Annotated in this window: 17 protein-coding genes; 7 read left to right on the top strand and 10 right to left on the bottom strand. The window is 70.3% G+C overall.

The features are described from left to right. Positions 1-24: 24 nt before the first annotated feature. The 6 genes from ACWEWT_RS14090 to nadA all read right to left on the bottom strand — a co-directional run bounded on the left by ACWEWT_RS14090 (position 25) and on the right by nadA (position 6275). Positions 25-888: an arylamine N-acetyltransferase family protein gene (locus ACWEWT_RS14090; RefSeq protein ID WP_452558973.1), complete on the bottom strand. Its 864-nt coding sequence runs from the start codon at positions 886-888 to the stop codon at positions 25-27. Positions 889-1021: 133 nt separating this feature from the next. Next, complete coding sequence (locus ACWEWT_RS14085; RefSeq protein WP_452558972.1) at positions 1022-1339, bottom strand: inositol monophosphatase family protein; 318 nt, start codon at positions 1337-1339, stop codon at positions 1022-1024. Positions 1340-1393: 54 nt separating this feature from the next. Continuing rightward, positions 1394-2011: a hypothetical protein gene (locus ACWEWT_RS14080; protein WP_452558970.1), complete on the bottom strand. Its 618-nt coding sequence runs from the start codon at positions 2009-2011 to the stop codon at positions 1394-1396. Between the two features lie 597 nt (positions 2012-2608). After that, on the bottom strand, positions 2609-3469 hold the full coding sequence (gene nadC, locus ACWEWT_RS14075) for a carboxylating nicotinate-nucleotide diphosphorylase (RefSeq protein WP_452558969.1): 861 nt from the start codon (positions 3467-3469) through the stop codon (positions 2609-2611). Between the two features lie 103 nt (positions 3470-3572). After that, positions 3573-5174: an L-aspartate oxidase gene (locus tag ACWEWT_RS14070; protein ID WP_452558967.1), complete on the bottom strand. Its 1602-nt coding sequence runs from the start codon at positions 5172-5174 to the stop codon at positions 3573-3575. Between the two features lie 45 nt (positions 5175-5219). Then, positions 5220-6275: a quinolinate synthase NadA gene (gene nadA, locus ACWEWT_RS14065; protein WP_452558965.1), complete on the bottom strand. Its 1056-nt coding sequence runs from the start codon at positions 6273-6275 to the stop codon at positions 5220-5222. Positions 6276-6339: 64 nt separating this feature from the next. Between nadA and ACWEWT_RS14060 the strand changes: the two genes are divergently transcribed. Continuing rightward, complete coding sequence (locus tag ACWEWT_RS14060) at positions 6340-7086, top strand: NUDIX hydrolase (protein WP_452558964.1); 747 nt, start codon at positions 6340-6342, stop codon at positions 7084-7086. Between the two features lie 130 nt (positions 7087-7216). Here the strand turns inward: ACWEWT_RS14060 and ACWEWT_RS14055 are convergent, their stop codons facing one another. From ACWEWT_RS14055 to bioB, 4 genes are all read right to left on the bottom strand, one after another. Continuing rightward, entirely contained in the window at positions 7217-7747 is a 531-nt protein-coding gene (locus tag ACWEWT_RS14055) for a DUF1353 domain-containing protein (RefSeq protein WP_452558962.1), read from the bottom strand. 266 nt (positions 7748-8013) lie between these two features. Beyond that, positions 8014-8706 (bottom strand): DUF2567 domain-containing protein, encoded by a 693-nt coding sequence (locus ACWEWT_RS14050; RefSeq protein ID WP_452558960.1) that lies wholly within the window; start codon positions 8704-8706, stop codon positions 8014-8016. A 2-nt stretch (positions 8707-8708) separates the two neighbouring features. Beyond that, positions 8709-8918 carry a biotin synthase auxiliary protein BsaP gene (bsaP, locus tag ACWEWT_RS14045; protein ID WP_452559172.1) on the bottom strand — a complete coding sequence of 70 codons (210 nt, stop codon included), beginning with the start codon at positions 8916-8918 and terminating at the stop codon, positions 8709-8711. A 50-nt stretch (positions 8919-8968) separates the two neighbouring features. Then, positions 8969-9970: a biotin synthase BioB gene (bioB, locus tag ACWEWT_RS14040; RefSeq protein WP_452559171.1), complete on the bottom strand. Its 1002-nt coding sequence runs from the start codon at positions 9968-9970 to the stop codon at positions 8969-8971. A gap of 193 nt (positions 9971-10163) precedes the next feature. Between bioB and ACWEWT_RS14035 the strand changes: the two genes are divergently transcribed. From ACWEWT_RS14035 to ACWEWT_RS14010, 6 genes are all read left to right on the top strand, one after another. Continuing rightward, positions 10164-10742: a TetR/AcrR family transcriptional regulator C-terminal domain-containing protein gene (locus tag ACWEWT_RS14035; protein ID WP_452558958.1), complete on the top strand. Its 579-nt coding sequence runs from the start codon at positions 10164-10166 to the stop codon at positions 10740-10742. A gap of 74 nt (positions 10743-10816) precedes the next feature. Continuing rightward, a complete protein-coding gene (locus ACWEWT_RS14030; RefSeq protein ID WP_452558956.1) occupies positions 10817-11971 on the top strand; it encodes an 8-amino-7-oxononanoate synthase in 1155 nt (384 codons plus the stop codon). After that, positions 11968-12777 carry a dethiobiotin synthase gene (bioD, locus tag ACWEWT_RS14025; protein WP_452558955.1) on the top strand — a complete coding sequence of 270 codons (810 nt, stop codon included), beginning with the start codon at positions 11968-11970 and terminating at the stop codon, positions 12775-12777. Before ACWEWT_RS14030 ends, bioD begins: the two co-directional genes overlap by 4 nt. Positions 12778-12857: 80 nt before the next feature. Next, complete coding sequence (gene macS / locus ACWEWT_RS14020) at positions 12858-14030, top strand: MacS family sensor histidine kinase (RefSeq protein WP_452558953.1); 1173 nt, start codon at positions 12858-12860, stop codon at positions 14028-14030. A gap of 122 nt (positions 14031-14152) precedes the next feature. Beyond that, the gene (locus tag ACWEWT_RS14015; RefSeq protein ID WP_452559170.1) at positions 14153-14788 is read left to right on the top strand and encodes a response regulator; all 636 of its coding nucleotides are present in this window, start codon (positions 14153-14155) and stop codon (positions 14786-14788) included. An 84-nt stretch (positions 14789-14872) separates the two neighbouring features. Beyond that, positions 14873-16981, top strand: coding sequence for a DUF2339 domain-containing protein (locus tag ACWEWT_RS14010; protein ID WP_452558951.1), 2109 nt, complete (start codon positions 14873-14875; stop codon positions 16979-16981). Positions 16982-17000: the final 19 nt, after the last annotated feature.

The raw sequence follows: 17000 nt of genomic DNA, 5'->3' as shown, positions 1-17000 counted from the left end.
GGATCCCCGGCGGGCGGGCCGCGCTCAGCGCGTGGTCCAGGACGCGTTGATCAGCTCCTCCGCGGCTTCGCCGGAGAGATCGATATCGAATACCTCGGCGAGCACCTTCGGCAACTCCGCGAGCTCCAGTTCCCGGGAAGCACTCGTCCCGTCGGGATGTTCGGTGGTCAGGGTGCGACCGTCCAGCGTGTGATGCACTCCGGGCAGGAAACGCTGGACGAAGGGCCGCTGAGTGAACGGGGAACGCGGCGAAGTCGATACGAAATGGTTCCCCACCTCGTAGTCGATCCGGTACTGCGGGTTCGTGGTGAAGGTGTAGCGATCGACCCAGCCGGCTCCGGCGAACTGGTGCAATATCCACTCGTCACCACCCGATTCGCCCCGGGTGCGTTCGAGCCGGAACCGCCAGCCTCCGAGCAGGAACTCGTCCGGCCGGTCGATCAGCTCATAGGGTTCGGACGGTCCGGCGCCGAAGCCCACATCGGCCAGCCACACCCGGTCGTCGTCCGCGGCGGTGATCCGTAGCAGGGCGTGGGTGGCCGGGCGCAGACCACCCGAACCCATGGTGACCCGCCCGGACAATCCGGTGACGCCGAAGCCGAAGCGTTCCAGCGCCGCCGCGAACACCGCGACGTTCTCATAGCAGTAGCCGCCGCGCCGCCGCCGGATCAGCTTGTCCTGCAGAGTTTCCAGATCGAGTGGTACCGGCCGGCCGAGCACCGCCTCCAGATTCTCGAACGGTACGGCCGTGGTGTGCGCGGCGACCAACTCGCGCAGTACGGGCAGCGTGGGCGTGCGCGGGCCGGTGTATCCGATCCGCGCGAGATACGCGTCCAGATCCAGTGCGTCGCCGTTCCAGTGATAGGCGGCATCCGCGGGCTTCGACATGGCTGTCCTCTTTCGTCCGGGTCCGACTCGAGCAACCGCACGAACCCCGCAGATGTTCCGTACCCCGCGCGGACAGCTGCGGGGACCGGAGCCGACTGCGAATTGCGGTGATCTCCCGGGTCGGGCCGGCCGCTCAGACGTGCAATGTTCGGCGTATCTCATCGGCCAGGGCCGGGTTACCGGCGGCGATGAACTTCTGGCGCCGGCCCATCGCGCGATTGATGGTTTCCATCGAACCCAGATCGTAGTCCAGCGAGAGTTCCGAACCGTCCAGGTCGACAGCGGTCCCGCCTGCCGCGTGCAGCACATAGTGACCAGGAGACAGGTCCCAGACCGCGAACCCTTTGGCGAACTCGATCATGGCGTCGGAGAAACCGGCCGCCACATGACACAGCCCGATCGATCCGAAATCGACACCGATACGAGCCTTTCCGCTGCCGCCACCACTCAACGCGTGGACGAAATCGCGTTGCCGAGCGAGCGGCTCGAACCGCTGGGCGGCCGGTCATCGCAACTCCAGCGGCGGCTCGATTCCGGGCGGACTCATGGTGGCAGCGATGAATACCGCCGCCAGATCGGCGGCGCGCATGATCACGGCCCCGGTCAGTTCGTCGAAGCTCTCGACTCGCAGGTCACGACTCTTGGTCATGGCACCGAACACCGCGAAATACAGCTCGGCCTTCGGGTACCGGGCACGTAACCGGCCGGTGAGGTATCCGATGACATCTGCATGCTTCACCTCGAAGTCGCAGATCACAATGCTGGTAACGCCTTCGGTATCCGGGAAGAAGGAGGCAGCGTCGAGATCGATCCCGTCCCGAACCTTGTTGCAGCGGAGGTATCCGATCTCGCAGCGCGAGAAGCTGGTGGAGGCAAGAAAAGACGCCATGACCAGCCCAGCTTCGTTCACACCGAAACATATGTCGACATCCAGTTGCCGCCCGGCATTCTTGATCTGCGATGCCAGCCGCTCCACACCGTAGCCGAACGTCTCCCAGTTCAGATCGAGCAGCTGGCCGGGCCGAGGATTCGGCAAGGTGAAGGCGATGATCTCGGGGTTTCCGTATTCGATGGTCGGCGCCGCCAGGCTGAACTCGAGCTGCTGCGATTCGAGCGCTATCACTCGACCCCGACGGCCGGCACCGGGAAACCGGCCACCGGGATACCGCACGTCTGCAATGCGAGATCGATCGTGTGATCGACCGCTGGCGCGAAAGTCGTTCGAACGAGGAGAACCGTGACCGGTGATGTCGTATGCCAACACCACACCGACCCGTGGATCGTTGCGCAGATGCTCGGCCAGATCCGGTACACCGAGGGAATGGTGCTCGTGCGGTGCCCTGAGACGGACTTCTGCCTGCGCGGTGCGCCTGTCGTCGCCGGGCGGATCGCATTCCATTTCCGCAATGTTCCCGGTCCCTGCCCATGGGTCGATGTACGAGTGGCCACGACCGTGTCCAGTTGTGCGTGCGAGCCGTACATCACCACAAGGCAGCTGCGGATCGTGCTGCGGGCCGACGGGCACCCCGGCGGCCCGATCCGGGCGATCAAGTGCCCAGGTGGTTGCCGAAGCCTCGCGCCCGTAGCAGCCGACCGGATCGGCGCGCATCGCGGCGGCCACTGTCTGTGGGCGGGTGTACGGATCCTGGATCGCGGTTGGTATCCACCGATACTGAGACCCGAATGACTCCGTGGTCCCGGAACGGAGGAGTCGATACCGCTACATATCGAGGCCGAGGTCGAGTACCCGGACCGAATGGGTCAGGGCGCCGACGGCCAGGAAATCGACCCCGGTCCGCGCGTAGCCGGCGGCCATGTCCAAGCTGAGACCGCCGGAGGATTCCAGTTTCGTGCCGGGGGCGGTGGCGTTGCGACGCTGCACCGCGGCCTGCGTCTGCCAGAGCGGGAAATTGTCGAGCAGGACCAGTTGGACGTTCTCCCCCAGTACCGCGTCGAGCTGGTCGAGATCGTCGACCTCCACCTCGCAGTCGATATCCGGCGCGGCCGCGCGTACCGCGCGCAACGCCGCCACCACCGAGCCCGCGGCGACGACGTGATTGTCCTTGATCAGCGCGGCATCACCCAGGCCCATCCGGTGGTTCACGCCACCGCCGGCGCGGACCGCGTACTTCTGCAGGGCGCGCAGGCCGGGCAGGGTTTTGCGGCTGTCCCGGATCCGGCAGCCGGTTCCCTCGACCGCGTCCACCCAGGCGGCCGTGGCGCTGGCGACACCCGACAGGTGACACATCAGATTGAGCATGGTGCGTTCGGCGGTCAGCAGACCGCGGGTCGGCGCCACCAGCCCGAGGACCGTCTCACCGGGCGCGATCCGGGTACCGTCGGGCACCCGCTCGGTGACCTCGTAACTGCCGGCACCGATCACCTCGTCCAGTACGAGAAGTCCGATATCGATCCCGGCGACCGTACCCGGCTGCCGGGCCACCACCGCGGCTTTCACCACCGCGTCCGCGGGCACGGTGGCCGCGGTGGTGATATCGGGCCCGTACCGCAGATCCTCGTCCAGCGCCGCGCGGATGACGCCGCGGACTTCCGCGGGATCCAGGCCGGGGTCCAATGTCATTGCCTTCTCCTCATTTCCGTATCCGCCACGGCACGTGCGCGGGGGATCGCTCAGTTATCGGACGACGGGCCTGTCGGACCGGTGCCGGCCGTATCTCTCGATGTCACGACGGCGCCGGCAACGGAGTCGGTTCCGCGATCACCCGCGGCGCACCGTCGTCGTCGAGTCGCACCACGATCGCCCGGGCCGAGCTCGGCACTGCCCGCGGATGATCCGAGCGGGTGTGGCAGCCGCGGCTCTCCGCGCGCACCCGCGCCGCCAGCAGCAGTGCGCGTGCTGTCACGGTGAGTGCGGCGTCTTCGAATCGAGCCACGAGGTCGCCACTCGTCCGGCGCGGGGGGACGGCGGACGACTCGGGGGCACCCGCGGTGTCCAGTACCCGGGCCGCTCGCGCCAGACCGGCACCGTCGCGGACGACCGAGGCGTGTTCGGTCATGGTCTGCTGGAGTACACCGCGGGCCGCCGCGGGCCGGACTGTCCCGGATCCGCCGGCGATACCCGCCGGTTCGCCCAATCGCTCGAGGGCCGCGAGCCCGGCCCGCTCGCCCATCACCAGACCTTCGAGCAGGCTGTTGGAGGCCAATCGGTTGGCACCGTGCAATCCGGTACGCGCGACCTCTCCGGCCGCGTACAGGCCGGGCACACCGGTCCGCCCCTGCAGATCGGTGAGCACGCCGCCGCATTGGTAGTGCGCCGCGGGCGCGACGGGGATCAGCTCCCGGCGCGGGTCGATTCCCGCGGCACGGCAGGACATGGTGATCGTCGGGAAACGCCGGCCGAATTCGGGGATCGCCCGGGCGTCGAGGTACACATGGTCCTCGCCGCGCAGCCGCATCCGCGCCGCGATGGCCCGCGACACCACGTCCCGGGGCGCCAGGTCGCCGCGCGGATGGACACCTTCGGTCACCGATTCACCCCGTGCGTCCACCAGGCGCGCGCCCTCGCCGCGGACCGCCTCGCTGATCAGCGGTTGCCGCCCGAACCCGTCGGGTGTGTACAGGACGGTGGGATGGAACTGCACGAATTCCAGATCCGCGACCGCCGCGCCCGCCCACAACGCCAGGGCCACACCGTCGGCCGTCGCGCCGGCCGGATTGGTGCTCAACGCGAACAGTTGCCCGAAACCACCGGTGGCGAGCAGCACCGCGGGGGCGTGCACCAGGCCGGTACCGCGATCGGAGACCGCGACGACGCCCCGGACCCCGGAGGTATCGGTGACGATCTCGAGTACCGCGGTGCCGAACAGCACCGGTAGCCCCGCGGCCGACAGGGCCCGCTGCACCTCCGCACCGGTGGCGTCACCCCCCGCATGGATGATGCGCCGGGTACTGTGGCCGCCTTCTCTGGTCCGCGAGACCTCCCCGTCCCGGCCGAGGTCGAAGACCGCGCCCAGGTCGGTGAGGGCGGCCACCGCGTCCGGGCCGCTCGCCACGATCGAACGCACCGCGTCGGGGTCGCACAGTCCGCCACCGGCGGCGAGCGTATCGGCGACATGGGAGTCCACCGAATCCCCGTGCGGCGCGACGACGGCGATACCGCCCTGCGCGTACTGGGTGGCGGTATCGGCCGGCCCGCCCTTGCTCAGGATCAGTACCCGCGCTCCGGCCCGCGCGGCCGCCCGGGCCGCGGTGAGCCCGGCGACCCCGCCGCCGATCACGACCAGGTCGGCGTGGGCCTCCCACATCCGATCCGATTCCACGGTCATCGTGTACTCCACACCGGTCTAACCGATGTCACATCCGGTCCGCCGTCATTCCCCGCCGCCGGGAGTGCCGATCTCGATCATCCGCTGCACCGAATGCCGGGCCAGCGCCGCGGTCTCCGGGTCGACGTGCACCTCGTCGCGGTTCTCCTCGAGGCAGCGCAGCAGGGCGGCCGGGGTGATCATCTTCATGTACTTGCAGGCCGCGCGGTCGTTGACCGCCCGGAAATCGATCCCCGGGGCGGCTTTGCGCAACTGGTGCAGCATGCCGACCTCGGTCGCGACCAGTACCTGGCTGGATTTCGCGGCGCGGGCGGCGTCGATCATGCCGCCGGTGGACAGGATGTGCACCCGGTCGGCCGGGAATTCACCCTCCCCCGCCAGGTACAGCGCGGAGGTGGCGCAGCCGCATTCGGGATGGACGAAGAGTTCGGCGTCCGGATGCGCGCGGGCCTGGTCGTTGAGTTCGTCACCGTTGATCCCGGCGTGCACATGGCATTCGCCCATCCAGATATGGATGTTCTCGCGTCCGGTCTCCCGTTTCACATGCGCGCCGAGGAACTGGTCGGGCAGGAACAGGACCTCGCGGCCGGGATCGATCGAGGCGACCACGTCCACGGCGTTCGAGGAAGTGCAGCAGATATCGGTGAGCCCCTTCACCGCGGCCGTGGTGTTCACGTAGGAAACCACCACCGCCCCCGGGTGCTCGGCCTTCCATTCGCGCAGTTCCTCGGCCGTGATCGAGTCCGCCAGCGAGCAGCCCGCGCGCTCGTCGGGGATGAGCACGGTTTTCTCCGGGCTCAGGATCTTCGCCGTCTCGGCCATGAAGTGCACACCGCAGAAGACGATCGTCTCCTCGGGCGCCTCGGCCGCGATCCGGGACAGTGCCAGCGAATCCCCGACATGGTCGGCCACATCCTGGATCTCGGGCAACTGGTAGTTGTGCGCGAGAATGGTGGCATTGCGCTGCCGGGCCAGGCGTTTCACCTCGGCCGCCCATTCCGGTGTCGCCTCGACCCCGGTGTAGCCCGAGGGTCCGTCGCTGATCCGCTCCCGCAGTGCGGTACCCGGCGCCGGGGCCAATTCTGCTCCCATCGTCGCCATGGTCGCTCCTTCCTCCGCGCGATCGGCGTCCCTGCCGATTCGCACTCAACCAGGTTTTCGACTTATGATCGAAAACGTGGACCAGTTTAGCACCATCCATGAATCGCTCACCGCGGTGTTCCAGGTTCGCCGCTTCCCCACCGGCAACACCGCAGGTGGAAGCGCCGCGGGCGGTGGGGGTCGCCCGCGGCGGGAACTCGCGGTACTGCTCTGGCAACGCGCGCTGGACCCCCAGCGCGGCACCTGGTCGCTCCCCGGCGGCCGGCTGCGCAACGACGAGGACCTCGACACCTCCGCCCGCCGGCAGCTGGCCGAGAAGGTGGATGTCCGCGAAGTGGACCATCTCGAACAGCTGTCGGTGTTCAGCGCGCCCGACCGCGTCCCCGGGCCGCGTCGTATCGCGTCCGCCTACCTGGGACTGGTACCGCTCACGGCCGACCCCCGGCTACCCGACGACACCGCCTGGCACCGGGTCGCCGCGCTACCGGAGATGTCCTTCGATCACGGAACAGTCGTCGAACACGCCCGCGCACGCCTGGCCGCGAAGCTCTCCTACACCAATATCTCGTTCGCCCTGGCGCCCGATCGGTTCACCATGTCCACACTCCGAGAAATCTATTGCGCCGCACTGGGTTACGACGTCGATACGACGAACCTGCAACGGGTGCTGACCCGGCGCAAGGTGATCACCCCCACCGGCGACACCGCCGCGCCCGGCCGCGCGGGCGGGCGACCGGCCTCGGTGTACCGATTCAGCGACTCCGGCCTACGCGTCACCGACGAATTCGCCGCGCTCCGGCCGCGGGCCTGACCGGGCCGGGGTCGCGCGGAGGGCGTCCGGTCGTACCCAGAACAGCCTCGTGCCCGACCGGATCGGGGACGAACGACGAGTTCGTCGCACTCGGACTCCGACCCCGGTGAGCCGACTTCCCGGCGCCGGATCAGGACCGGAGCTCGGGCCGTGGTACAGGATGCGTCCCCTGCCGCCGAGCCGCGCGATCGAACGGCCAGACGATCAGCTCGATCACCCAGAACAGCAGCAGGAACACCGTGACGACCACGGTGGGGACCAGCAGGAACAGGATGGACAGCACCGCGATCACGGCGAATACGGCCAGTGCCGGCGGCGACGCCCCCTGCAACCGGCTGCCGAAACGTACCGCGGCCCACATCATCCAGCGGCGCGGCAGCGACACCGCGCATTCCCGCAGGACCCGCCGGAACAGACCGTCGGCGTCGACTTTGCTCACCAACTCCGAGCGCAGCAGGTAATCGTGCAGGATCGCCGCCCGCGTATACACGCCGTATCGGGGTATCAGCCACACCACCGGCCGCGGTACCGAGGCGAAATCGGTACGGAACCCGACGGGTACCTCGAAATGCTCGTTCGCGCCCGCGTAACCCAGTGGCTCCCGGACCGTCCAGAACGTCCCATCGATCTCCTCGACCACGAGCGCGCTGGTGAACCCCACGAGGTCATCTCCTTGTCGTCCAGCCGGATTCGCTCAGCGTACGACCGGCGGCATCGACCGCGTGCGCCCGGCCGCGGCGCAGGCCCACCCAGCGGGACACCGGCCGGATTCGCCGAAATACGCCGGAACGTCACATGATCCGGCGGTCACCGTCCCTGTTCGCGGGCGAGCTACGCTTCATGGGGCCGCGATTCGGACGGATCCCGGCCCGGCGACGCCGTAGCCCGGCCGGACTCGGCAAAGTGCGACCTCGCGTTCGCGAACCTTCAGGACGAGGGGCTCGGCGGGGCTCCAGGGGGATCCCCGGCGGTGTACGCGCCCGGCGCACCGGCCCGGGCCGGATCCCCGGTGGACGGCCCACCGGGTGGGTCCGTGCGGTACGGCGTGCCGCCGGGCTCGGGGTCGGCGTAGTCCTGCGGACGCGAGTCGCCGAACGGGCTCAGGAAACCGGTCCCGAGATCCTCCGCCGGACTGAGCCCGGCCAGGATCAGGATCACCAGCCCGGCCAGCAACGGCTGCACCACCAGCGCGAACTGGCTGCCCAACTCCACCGGCAGCGCGACGATCCGGCCGACCGGCGGATCATCGGGCCGCGGATTGTCCCAGGCGACGACCAGATCGCCGATCCACGCCATCACCCAGGCGCCGGCCGCCGAACCGACCATCAGGCCCGCGCACTGGATGGGACCGCGCATCCCGCGCCACCGCCAGGCAGCGACCGCGGACAGGAAGCCGGTGACCGCGCCGGCACCGGCGAACAGCGCCAACGCGTCGAAGCGGTGCGCGCTCTCGCCGACCAGTGCGGCGCCGCGGCCCGGTTCGACCACCAGCACCCGTTCGGTGGGCGCGAGCAGCCCCCACAGCGCCCCGACGAGCAGGCTCACCGCTATCACGGCGAGCAGCAGGACGAGAGCGGCGCGCACCTCACGACGCGTCCCGGCCCGATTCCGGTCCGGCATCGCTACCGCCTCTCCGGGCTCGCGGAATCGATCCGCGGGTGGCGTGCGCATTTCGCCCACCAGCCGTCGGGGTCCACCTGTACGACCATGCGGCGACCGCAGTGTTCGCAGAACCGCGGCGGTTCCAGTCCCAGTTCCACGGCCCGGGCGATCGGTTCGTCGAGTCCGGGCCCGACAGGCCGGCCCGTGAACGGGTTGTAGCGCGCGTCCATATCGCCGACAGTACTCACGGGATCGGCCTTTCCCCGGCTGACGTCGCCGATCAGAATGTCTCGTTGAGTGCCTTGACGGGCATCTCGAGCTCGCCCAGCAGGTCCAGATCCTTTTCGGCGGGGCGGCCGAGCGTGGTGAGGTAGTTGCCCACGATCACCGCGTTGATCCCGCCGAGGATGCCTTTGCGGGCGCCGAGATCACCGAGCGTGATCTCCCGGCCGCCGGCGAACCGCAGCAGAGTGCGCGGCAGCGCGAGCCGGAACGCCGCGACCGCGCGCAGCGCGTCGCCGGCCGGCAGGACCTCCAGCTCACCGAAGGGGGTCCCGGGGCGCGGGTTCAGGAAGTTCAGCGGAACCTCGTCGGGTTCGAGTTCGGCCAGATCCGCGGCGAATTCGGCACGCTGTTCGAGGGTTTCCCCCATCCCGAGGATGCCGCCGCAGCACACCTCCATCCCGGCCGCGCGCACCATCCGCAGGGTGTTCCAGCGCTCTTCCCAGCTGTGCGTGGTGACCACATTCGGGAAGTAGGACCGCGCGGTTTCGAGATTGTGGTTGTAGCGGTGCACACCCATCGCGGCCAGCTGGTCGACCTGGTCCTGGGTGAGCATGCCCAGCGAACAGGCGACCTGGATGTCGACCTCGTCGCGAATGGCTTCGACGCCGGCGGCGACCTGCGCCATCAGCCGTTCGTCGGGACCGCGCACCGCGGCGACGATGCAGAATTCGGTGGCGCCGGTCTTGGCGGTCTGTTTGGCCGCCTCCACCAGGCTCGGGATATCCAGCCAGGCCGCGCGTACCGGGGACTGGAACAGTCCGGATTGGGAGCAGAAATGGCAGTCCTCCGGGCAGCCGCCGGTCTTGAGGCTGATGATGCCCTCGACCTCCACCTCCGGACCACACCATTTCATCCGCACCTCGTGGGCGAGTCCGAGCAGTTCCTCGAGGCGGTCGTCGCCGAGACGCAGGACGGCGAGCGTCTGTTGCCGGGACAGGCCGGTGCCCCGGTCGAGTACCTGCTCCCGCGCCACGGCGAGAACATCTTCGGCGGTCACGGCGGTATCGGCGTTCCTGACGGGTGCCCGGTTCACTGGCGAATCCCTTCGTCCGGCGGGTTTTTCCTGGTCCCGGCCTTTGCGGAACCCAGAACTTGAACAGCGTTCAAGAGAGGGTAGCGCCAAAGCTTGAACAGTGTTCAGGCTGGGGTAGCGTCAGGGGGAACCGCAGCCGGATCGGGAGGACAGCACCGTGCAGCTACACCGGGACGACGTCGTGGACGGCGCCGTCGCCATCCTCGACCAGTACGGTCTGGCCGACCTCACCATGCGTCGCCTCGCCGGGGCGCTGAAGGTCCAGCCCGGCGCGCTGTACTGGCATTTCCCGAACAAACAGGCCCTGCTCGGCGCGGTGGCCGACCGGATCCTCGCCCCCATGGAACAACCGGTCGGCGCCGGCGACTGGGCGGGCGCCCTCACCGAACTGGCCCACCGGCTGCGCGACTGCCTGCTCACCTACCGCGACGGCGCGGAACTGGTCTCGGCCACCTACGCCTCCCGCCTGACCACCAGCAAGGGCCGGGAGCGCCTCGCCGCCGCTGTCATTCGCGCCGGTATCCCCCGGGACGAGGCCGAACTCGCGGCGTACACGCTGCTGTACTACGTACTCGGGCACACCGTCGACGAGCAGTCCCGAATGCAGATGGACTCCGCCGGCGCCCTCACCGGCGACACCCTCGTCGAATCCGAGGATCCGACAGCCCGCTTCGATTTCGGCCTGCAGCTGTTCACCGCCGGTATCCGGCACCGGCTCGGTGCCGATATCCGCTGACGTTGCCCGTCGGCGTCCACCTCGGATCGGGATATCGCGCGCAACCTTGAACACCGTTCAAGTATGGTGCCCGGGTGACCTCCGATCCACTGGCCTGGCTGGACGACCGAGCCGCCGCGCGCGAAACCGCCGGACTCCGGCGCCGCCTACGCCCGCGGACCGCCGCGGCGACGAGCCTGGATCTGGCCTCCAACGACTACCTCGGATTGTCCCGGCACCCCGAGGTGATCGCGGGCGCGATCGACGCCGTGCACCGGTGGGGCGCGGGGTCCACCGGTTCCCGGCTGGTCACCGGTACCACGACCGAACACGAACTATTGGAGGCCGAACTCGCCGAATTCACCGGATTCGCGGCCGGGCTGGTGTTCGCGTCCGGCTACGCCGCCAATCTGGGTGCGGTCACCGCGCTCGCGGGCCGGGGTGCGCTGATCGTGTCCGACGCCGGCTGTCATGCGTCACTGGTCGACGCCTGCCGGCTCTCGCGTGCCCGGGTGGAGATCGCCCCGCACCGCGATATCGACGCGGTGCGCCGGTTGCTCGACTCCCGGGACGAGGAACGCGCACTGGTCCTCACCGATTCGGTGTTCAGCGCCGACGGTGATCTCGCACCGCTGACCGAGCTCCATCGGGTGACCCGCGCAGCCGGCGCGGTACTGCTGATCGACGAGGCCCACGGGCTGGGGGTCCGCGGCACCGGTGGACGTGGTCTCGTACACGAGTCCGGTCTGGCCGGTGCGCCCGATGTGATCGTCACCGCCACCCTGTCGAAAGCTCTCGCCGCCCAGGGCGGCGTGGTCCTGGGCAGCGAACGAGTGCGGGCACACCTGATCGATACGGCCCGCACCATGATCTTCGATACCGGACTGGCACCCGCCGCCGTGGGCGCGGCCCGCGCCGCGCTACGGATCCTGCGCCGGGACCGGGGACTGCCGGAGCGCGTACTCGACCGGGCCGCCGAGATCGCCCGGATCGCCGGCGTCGGCACACCCGATTCCGCGGTCGTACCAGTGGTGCTGGGCGATCCGCGGGTCGCCTACGAAGCCGCCGTGGCCTGCCGGGAACAAGGTCTCGAAGTCGGCTGCTTCCGGCCGCCCTCCGTGCCCGCGGGGACCTCGCGGTTACGGATCACCGCCCGCGCCGATCTGTCGGCCGCCGACCTCACCGTCATCGATTCCGTCCTGACCCCGATCCTGGCCGGGGCCCGGGCCGCGGGGGCGGTACCGGTATGAGCCTGCTCTTCGTCACCGGGACCTCCACCGAGGTCGGCAAAACCGTCACCACCGCCGCCCTGGCCGCGGTGGCGCACGCGGCGGGCCGGGAGGTGGCCGTCTGCAAACCGGCACAGACCGGCGTGGCCGCGGACGAGCCCGGTGACCTCGCCGCGGTGACCGCGCTCGCCGGAGTGCGCCGGACCGCCGAACCGGCCCGCTACCCCGAACCGCTGGCCCCCGATACCGCCGCCCGGCGCTGCGGCGCCCCGCTGCTCACACTTCCCGAAACCGTCTCCGCGATAGCGGGTCTCGGGGCCGCCGATCTGGTGCTGGTGGAGGGTGCCGGTGGACTGCTGGTCCGGCTGGGCGAGTTCACTCTGCTCGACCTCGCCCGGGAACTGTCGGCGCCGGTACTGATCGTCACCGCGCCCGGTCTCGGCACGCTCAACCACACCGAACTCACCACCTGGGCGCTCCGGCAGGCCGGGGTGGAATGCGCGGGCCTGGTCATCGGATCATGGCCCCGGCAACCCGATCTGGCCATGCGGACCAACCGCGCCGATCTGCCCCGGGTCACCGGCGCCGCGCTCGTCGGTTCGGTACCGGCGGGGGCGGGTTCGTGGCATCCCCAGCGTTTCCGGGCCGCCGCCCCCGCCTGGTTCGACCGGTCCTGGGCCGAACGGTATCTCGGACCGGCCGCCACCGCCGCGTCCCGGAATCCGGATGTGCCCCACTCGGATCCACCGCGAGATGACCGCACCGCGGACGACCGTCCGCGCGACCCACGTCCGGCAACGCCGAAGGGCCTCGCTGACGCGAGGTGAGCGAACCCCGGCCCCGGCTCCCCCGGGCCGATAGGTTGGTGCCCGACCCGCCCACCCGCGGCCGACCAGGAAGGCACCGTATGCGCGCGCACCGGCCGACCGAACCCGATCCGGCCGATGCCGCGACGGCGCCGCTGTGGCGGGCGGTACAGGCATTCCGGCTCGTCACCCTGCTGTACGCGGTGGGTCAGCAGATCGCCTCGGTGCAGTACTACGAGAATCAGCGGCTGAGCTGGTTTTTCATCGCGATGATGGTGTTCTGGTCCGGACTCTCCGCGCTGTTGCTCGCACAGTGGCACACGCCCGAGACCGCGCGTACCCGGACACTGGTGGTGGCCGGCGACCATCTGGTGGTCCTCGGCCTGATCGCCGCGACACCGCTGGTCGCCGATTACGACTGGTATCACGGACATCAACCCCTGCCCACCACCATGTGGTCGGCGAACGCGGTGATCTCGGCCGCGATTCTGCGCGGCCCCGTCGCGGGAATCGCCTCCGGCCTGGTCGTAGCGGCCGCGATCATCACCATGCGGCAGCAGTGGGGGCAGGACGTCTGGGCCGATGCCACCGCGCCGGTACTGGTCTCGGTGGGACTGGCGCTGGGTCTGGCCGCGAACACCGCCCGGCGCGCCCAGGAACAACTCCAGCGCGCGGTCCGTCTCACCGCGGCCGCCGAGGAGCGGGAGCGGCTGGCCCGCCAGGTGCACGACGGTGTGTTGCAGATCCTCTCCTACATCAAACGCCGGGGGAACGCGATCGGCGGCCCGGCCACCGAACTCGCCCAGCGGGCCGGGGAGCAGGAGATCGCGCTGCGGCGGCTCATCTCCGAACAGGGCGCGCCGGCCTCGGCCGACACCAGCACCGTCGATCTGCGGCCGCTGCTCACCGCCTACGCCGCACCGGATGTGGTGGTCTCGACACCCGGCGAACCGGTGCTGCTGGGCCGCTGGACCGCCGACGAGATCGCCGGCGCCGTCGCGGCCGCCCTGACCAATGTGGAATTGCACGCGGGCCCCGAGGCCCGGGCGTTCGTCCTGCTGGAGGACACCGGAGCGGAACTGATCGTGAGTGTGCGCGACGACGGTGTCGGGATCGCGCCGGGACGGCTCACCGAGGCCGAGGACGAGGGCCGCATGGGAGTATCGCGGTCGATCACCGGCCGGCTCGCCGCCCTGGGCGGCACCGCCGAACTGCTCACCGCGGCAACGGTGGCCGAGGGCACCGAATGGGAGTTCCGCATACCGCGCGGTTGACCGTTCCCGGGCCCGATGGTCACGCCCCGGACCGGGCGGGCAGGTCTGACACTATGGAGAGCGCGTCCGGACGCGGAAGGAGCGGCGGTGTGACCGATCAGGCGGCGGAGACGATTTCGGTGATGGTGGTCGACGACCACCCGATCTGGCGGGAAGGGGTGGCCCGCGATCTCACCGAGGCCGGTTTCCGGGTGGCCGCCACCGCCGAGGACGCCGCGGCCGCCGCCCGCCGGGCCGCGGCCACCCGTCCGCAGGTGGTGCTGATGGATATGCAACTGCCCGACGGTAACGGTGCGCAGGCCACGGCCGAAGTGCTGCGGGTGTCCCCGGACAGCCGGGTGCTGGTGCTCTCGGCATCGGGTGAACGCGACGATGTACTGGACGCGGTGAAGGCCGGCGCGTCCGGTTATCTGATGAAGAGCGCCTCCGCCGCCGAACTCGTCGGCGCGGTCCGGGCGACCGCCGCCGGGCAGGCGGTGTTCACCCCCGGTCTGGCCGGGCTCGTCCTGGGCGAGTACCGCCGGATGGCCACCGCCCCGGCCGATCCCGGCGAACCGCATCGGCCCGCCCTCACCGACCGGGAGACCGAGGTCCTGCGGTTGGTGGCCAAAGGCCTGTCCGCCCGGCAGATCGCCACCCGGCTGGACCTGAGTCACCGGACGATCGAGAACCATGTGCAGGCCACGCTGCGCAAACTGCAGCTCGCCAACCGGGTCGAACTCACCCGCTATGTGATCGAACAGGGCCTCGACGAATAGCGCACCCGGATTCGGGTAGATCCCGGCCGCGGCCCGAGTAGTCCTACTCATCCTCGCGCGCCGCTCACGGCCGACCATCGAGCTATGACGACTTCGATCGATCCGGCGCTGGTCGCTCGCCTGTCCGGTGAGTTCACCACGATCGCCGGAGATTTCACCGCACTCGGCGGTCAGCTGAGCACTCTCGGCCGTGATCTGGAGGTCCTGCACCGGCAGGTGCGGGCGGCGACCCCGGCGGAATCGGACGCGGCGGCCACCGCGCCGCCGGCCGAGTCCGCGACCCGGGCGGCCCCGGAACACACGGTCCGGGTGCCCACACCACCGCCCGCCACACCGGACGCGGCGGGGACGCCCGGTGTGCGGGCGGACGGACCCGCGGGTCACCCCACCCCGCCCGGAAGTACCGCACCGGGGCACCATCCCGCCCGAACCTACTGGGGCACCGCCCCTCAGCCCTGGGCGGCCCCGCCGCCGCACAGCAGATACGCCGGCGCCTACCCGATATACCGGAACCAGCCACCGGGACCGCCCGGCCGCGGCCCCGCCGGCCGAGCCGTGCCCCGTACACCGTGGTGGCAACGCGAGGGCGTGATCAGCCGGGTACTCGCGGTCGCGGGTGTGGCGGTGACCCTCATCGGTGTCGTGATGCTGCTGGTACTGGCCGCCCAGGCCGGGGTCTTCGGGCCGATCCCGCGGGTCGTCGCCGGAGCCGTGTTCGCGGCGGGCCTCATCGGAGCCGGTATGCGGGTGTACCGGCGCGCCGGCGGCCGGGTCGGTGGAATCGCCTTGGCCGCGACCGGTTTCGCGGGCGCCTACCTGGTCGTGGTCGCGACGACCACGATCTACGACTGGCTGCATCCGGTTCCGGGGTTCGCCGTCGCGCTCGGGGTCGCCGCCGCCGGAGTCGGGCTGGCGGTGCAGTGGCGGTCCCAGGCCCTGGCGGTACTGGTCGTCGCCGGTGCCGCGGTCCTGGCCCCGTTCGTCAGTACCGAACTCTCGCTCCTCGCGTTCCTCGTCGTGCTCCAGCTGGCCTGCGTCCCGGTGCAGTACCGGCACGACTGGTCGTTCCTGCACCTGGTGCGCACGGTCCCGGCCGTCCTCGCCACCCAGATCGCCGTGGTCGCCGCCGCGATCGGCACCGACGACCCGAGCCGGGCGGTACTGGTGCTGGTCGCGGCGGTGGCGGTCGCCGTGGTCGGACTGGCGGGAACCGTCGTCGTGGTGCGGCACCGCCCCGGCGATATCGTCGCCGCCCTCACGTTCGCGCTGGCCACCACGCCCCTGCTCGCCGCACCCGCGCTGTTCGACCGGCCGGTCGCGACGGTGATCTCGTCGGTGTACGCGGTCGTATTGCTGGCCCTCGCCGCGACGCCCCTGCTACCGAAAGTTCGCGGTATCGCCCGCATCCCGGGCCATACCGCCACCGTCGCGGCCGTCGCCGGTTCGTTCGCGCTGCTGGAGACCTGCTGGGGGGTGACCACCGAGGCCACCCTCCCGCTCGGGCTGTTCCTGGTCGCCGGGTGCTACCTGGCGATCGCGGGCCGCACCCGCGGCCGGGTGGCGGCGGGCCTGGGCGCCGGGTATGCCGCACTGGGCGGCCTCGCTTTCCTCGTGATCGCGGGACCGGGCACCCTGTCCACCGAATGGATCGCCGTCCGCGAACTCTCGGCCGGTACCGCGGCCTCGGCGATCGCCGGACTCGCGGCGGTCGCGGTGGCGCTGTGGGCGGCGAGCCGGCTCATCCGTCCCGCCGCGCCGGGCAAACCCGGCGGCACCGACACCGCCACCGCACTGTTCTGGATCGGCGGTAGCACCGCCGCGTTGTACCTGGTGACCGCCGCGGCGGTATCGCTGGGAGTCACCGCAGGTATCGCCGACGGGTTCGTCATCGGGCACAGTATCGCCACCATTGTCTGGATGACCGCGGCGCTGGCCGCCCTGCTCTACGGGCTGCGTTCGCTGAGCGCGGACACACCGACGGCCGCCAAGGTCGCGCTCGGATCCGGACTGCTGGTCACCGCCGCGGCGCTGGCCAAGCTGTTCCTGTTCGACCTGGCCACCCTCGACGGCCTCATCCGGGTGACCGCCTTCCTGGTGGTCGGGGTGCTGCTGCTCATCGCGGGCACCCGCTACGCCCGGGCCTTCGCCGAAACGGGTGCGGGGCGTACCGATCCCCCGCCGTCGGCCGGATAGCGCCGAGCTGCGCGGTGGC

The organism is Nocardia sp. NPDC003963, assembly GCF_053605105.1.
The sequence above is the reverse complement of the archived record's forward strand: the minus strand, read 5'-3'. Positions and strand labels throughout refer to the sequence as shown.

Bases quoted from the DNA above. Each gene is read 5' to 3' on its own strand.
- ACWEWT_RS14050 (WP_452558960.1), bottom strand. From the start codon at position 8,706: ATGCCGGACCGGAATCGGGCCGGGACGCGTCGTGAGGTGCGCGCCGCT.
- bioD (WP_452558955.1), top strand. From the start codon at position 11,968: ATGAGCCTGCTCTTCGTCACCGGGACCTCCACCGAGGTCGGCAAAACC.
- nadA (WP_452558965.1), bottom strand. From the start codon at position 6,275: ATGGCGACGATGGGAGCAGAATTGGCCCCGGCGCCGGGTACCGCACTG.
- ACWEWT_RS14015 (WP_452559170.1), top strand. From the start codon at position 14,153: ATGGTGGTCGACGACCACCCGATCTGGCGGGAAGGGGTGGCCCGCGAT.
- ACWEWT_RS14010 (WP_452558951.1), top strand. From the start codon at position 14,873: ATGACGACTTCGATCGATCCGGCGCTGGTCGCTCGCCTGTCCGGTGAG.
- nadC (WP_452558969.1), bottom strand. From the start codon at position 3,469: ATGACATTGGACCCCGGCCTGGATCCCGCGGAAGTCCGCGGCGTCATC.
- ACWEWT_RS14090 (WP_452558973.1), bottom strand. From the start codon at position 888: ATGTCGAAGCCCGCGGATGCCGCCTATCACTGGAACGGCGACGCACTG.
- ACWEWT_RS14060 (WP_452558964.1), top strand. From the start codon at position 6,340: ATGATCGAAAACGTGGACCAGTTTAGCACCATCCATGAATCGCTCACC.
- ACWEWT_RS14070 (WP_452558967.1), bottom strand. From the start codon at position 5,174: ATGACCGTGGAATCGGATCGGATGTGGGAGGCCCACGCCGACCTGGTC.
- macS (WP_452558953.1), top strand. From the start codon at position 12,858: ATGCGCGCGCACCGGCCGACCGAACCCGATCCGGCCGATGCCGCGACG.
- bsaP (WP_452559172.1), bottom strand. From the start codon at position 8,918: ATGGACGCGCGCTACAACCCGTTCACGGGCCGGCCTGTCGGGCCCGGA.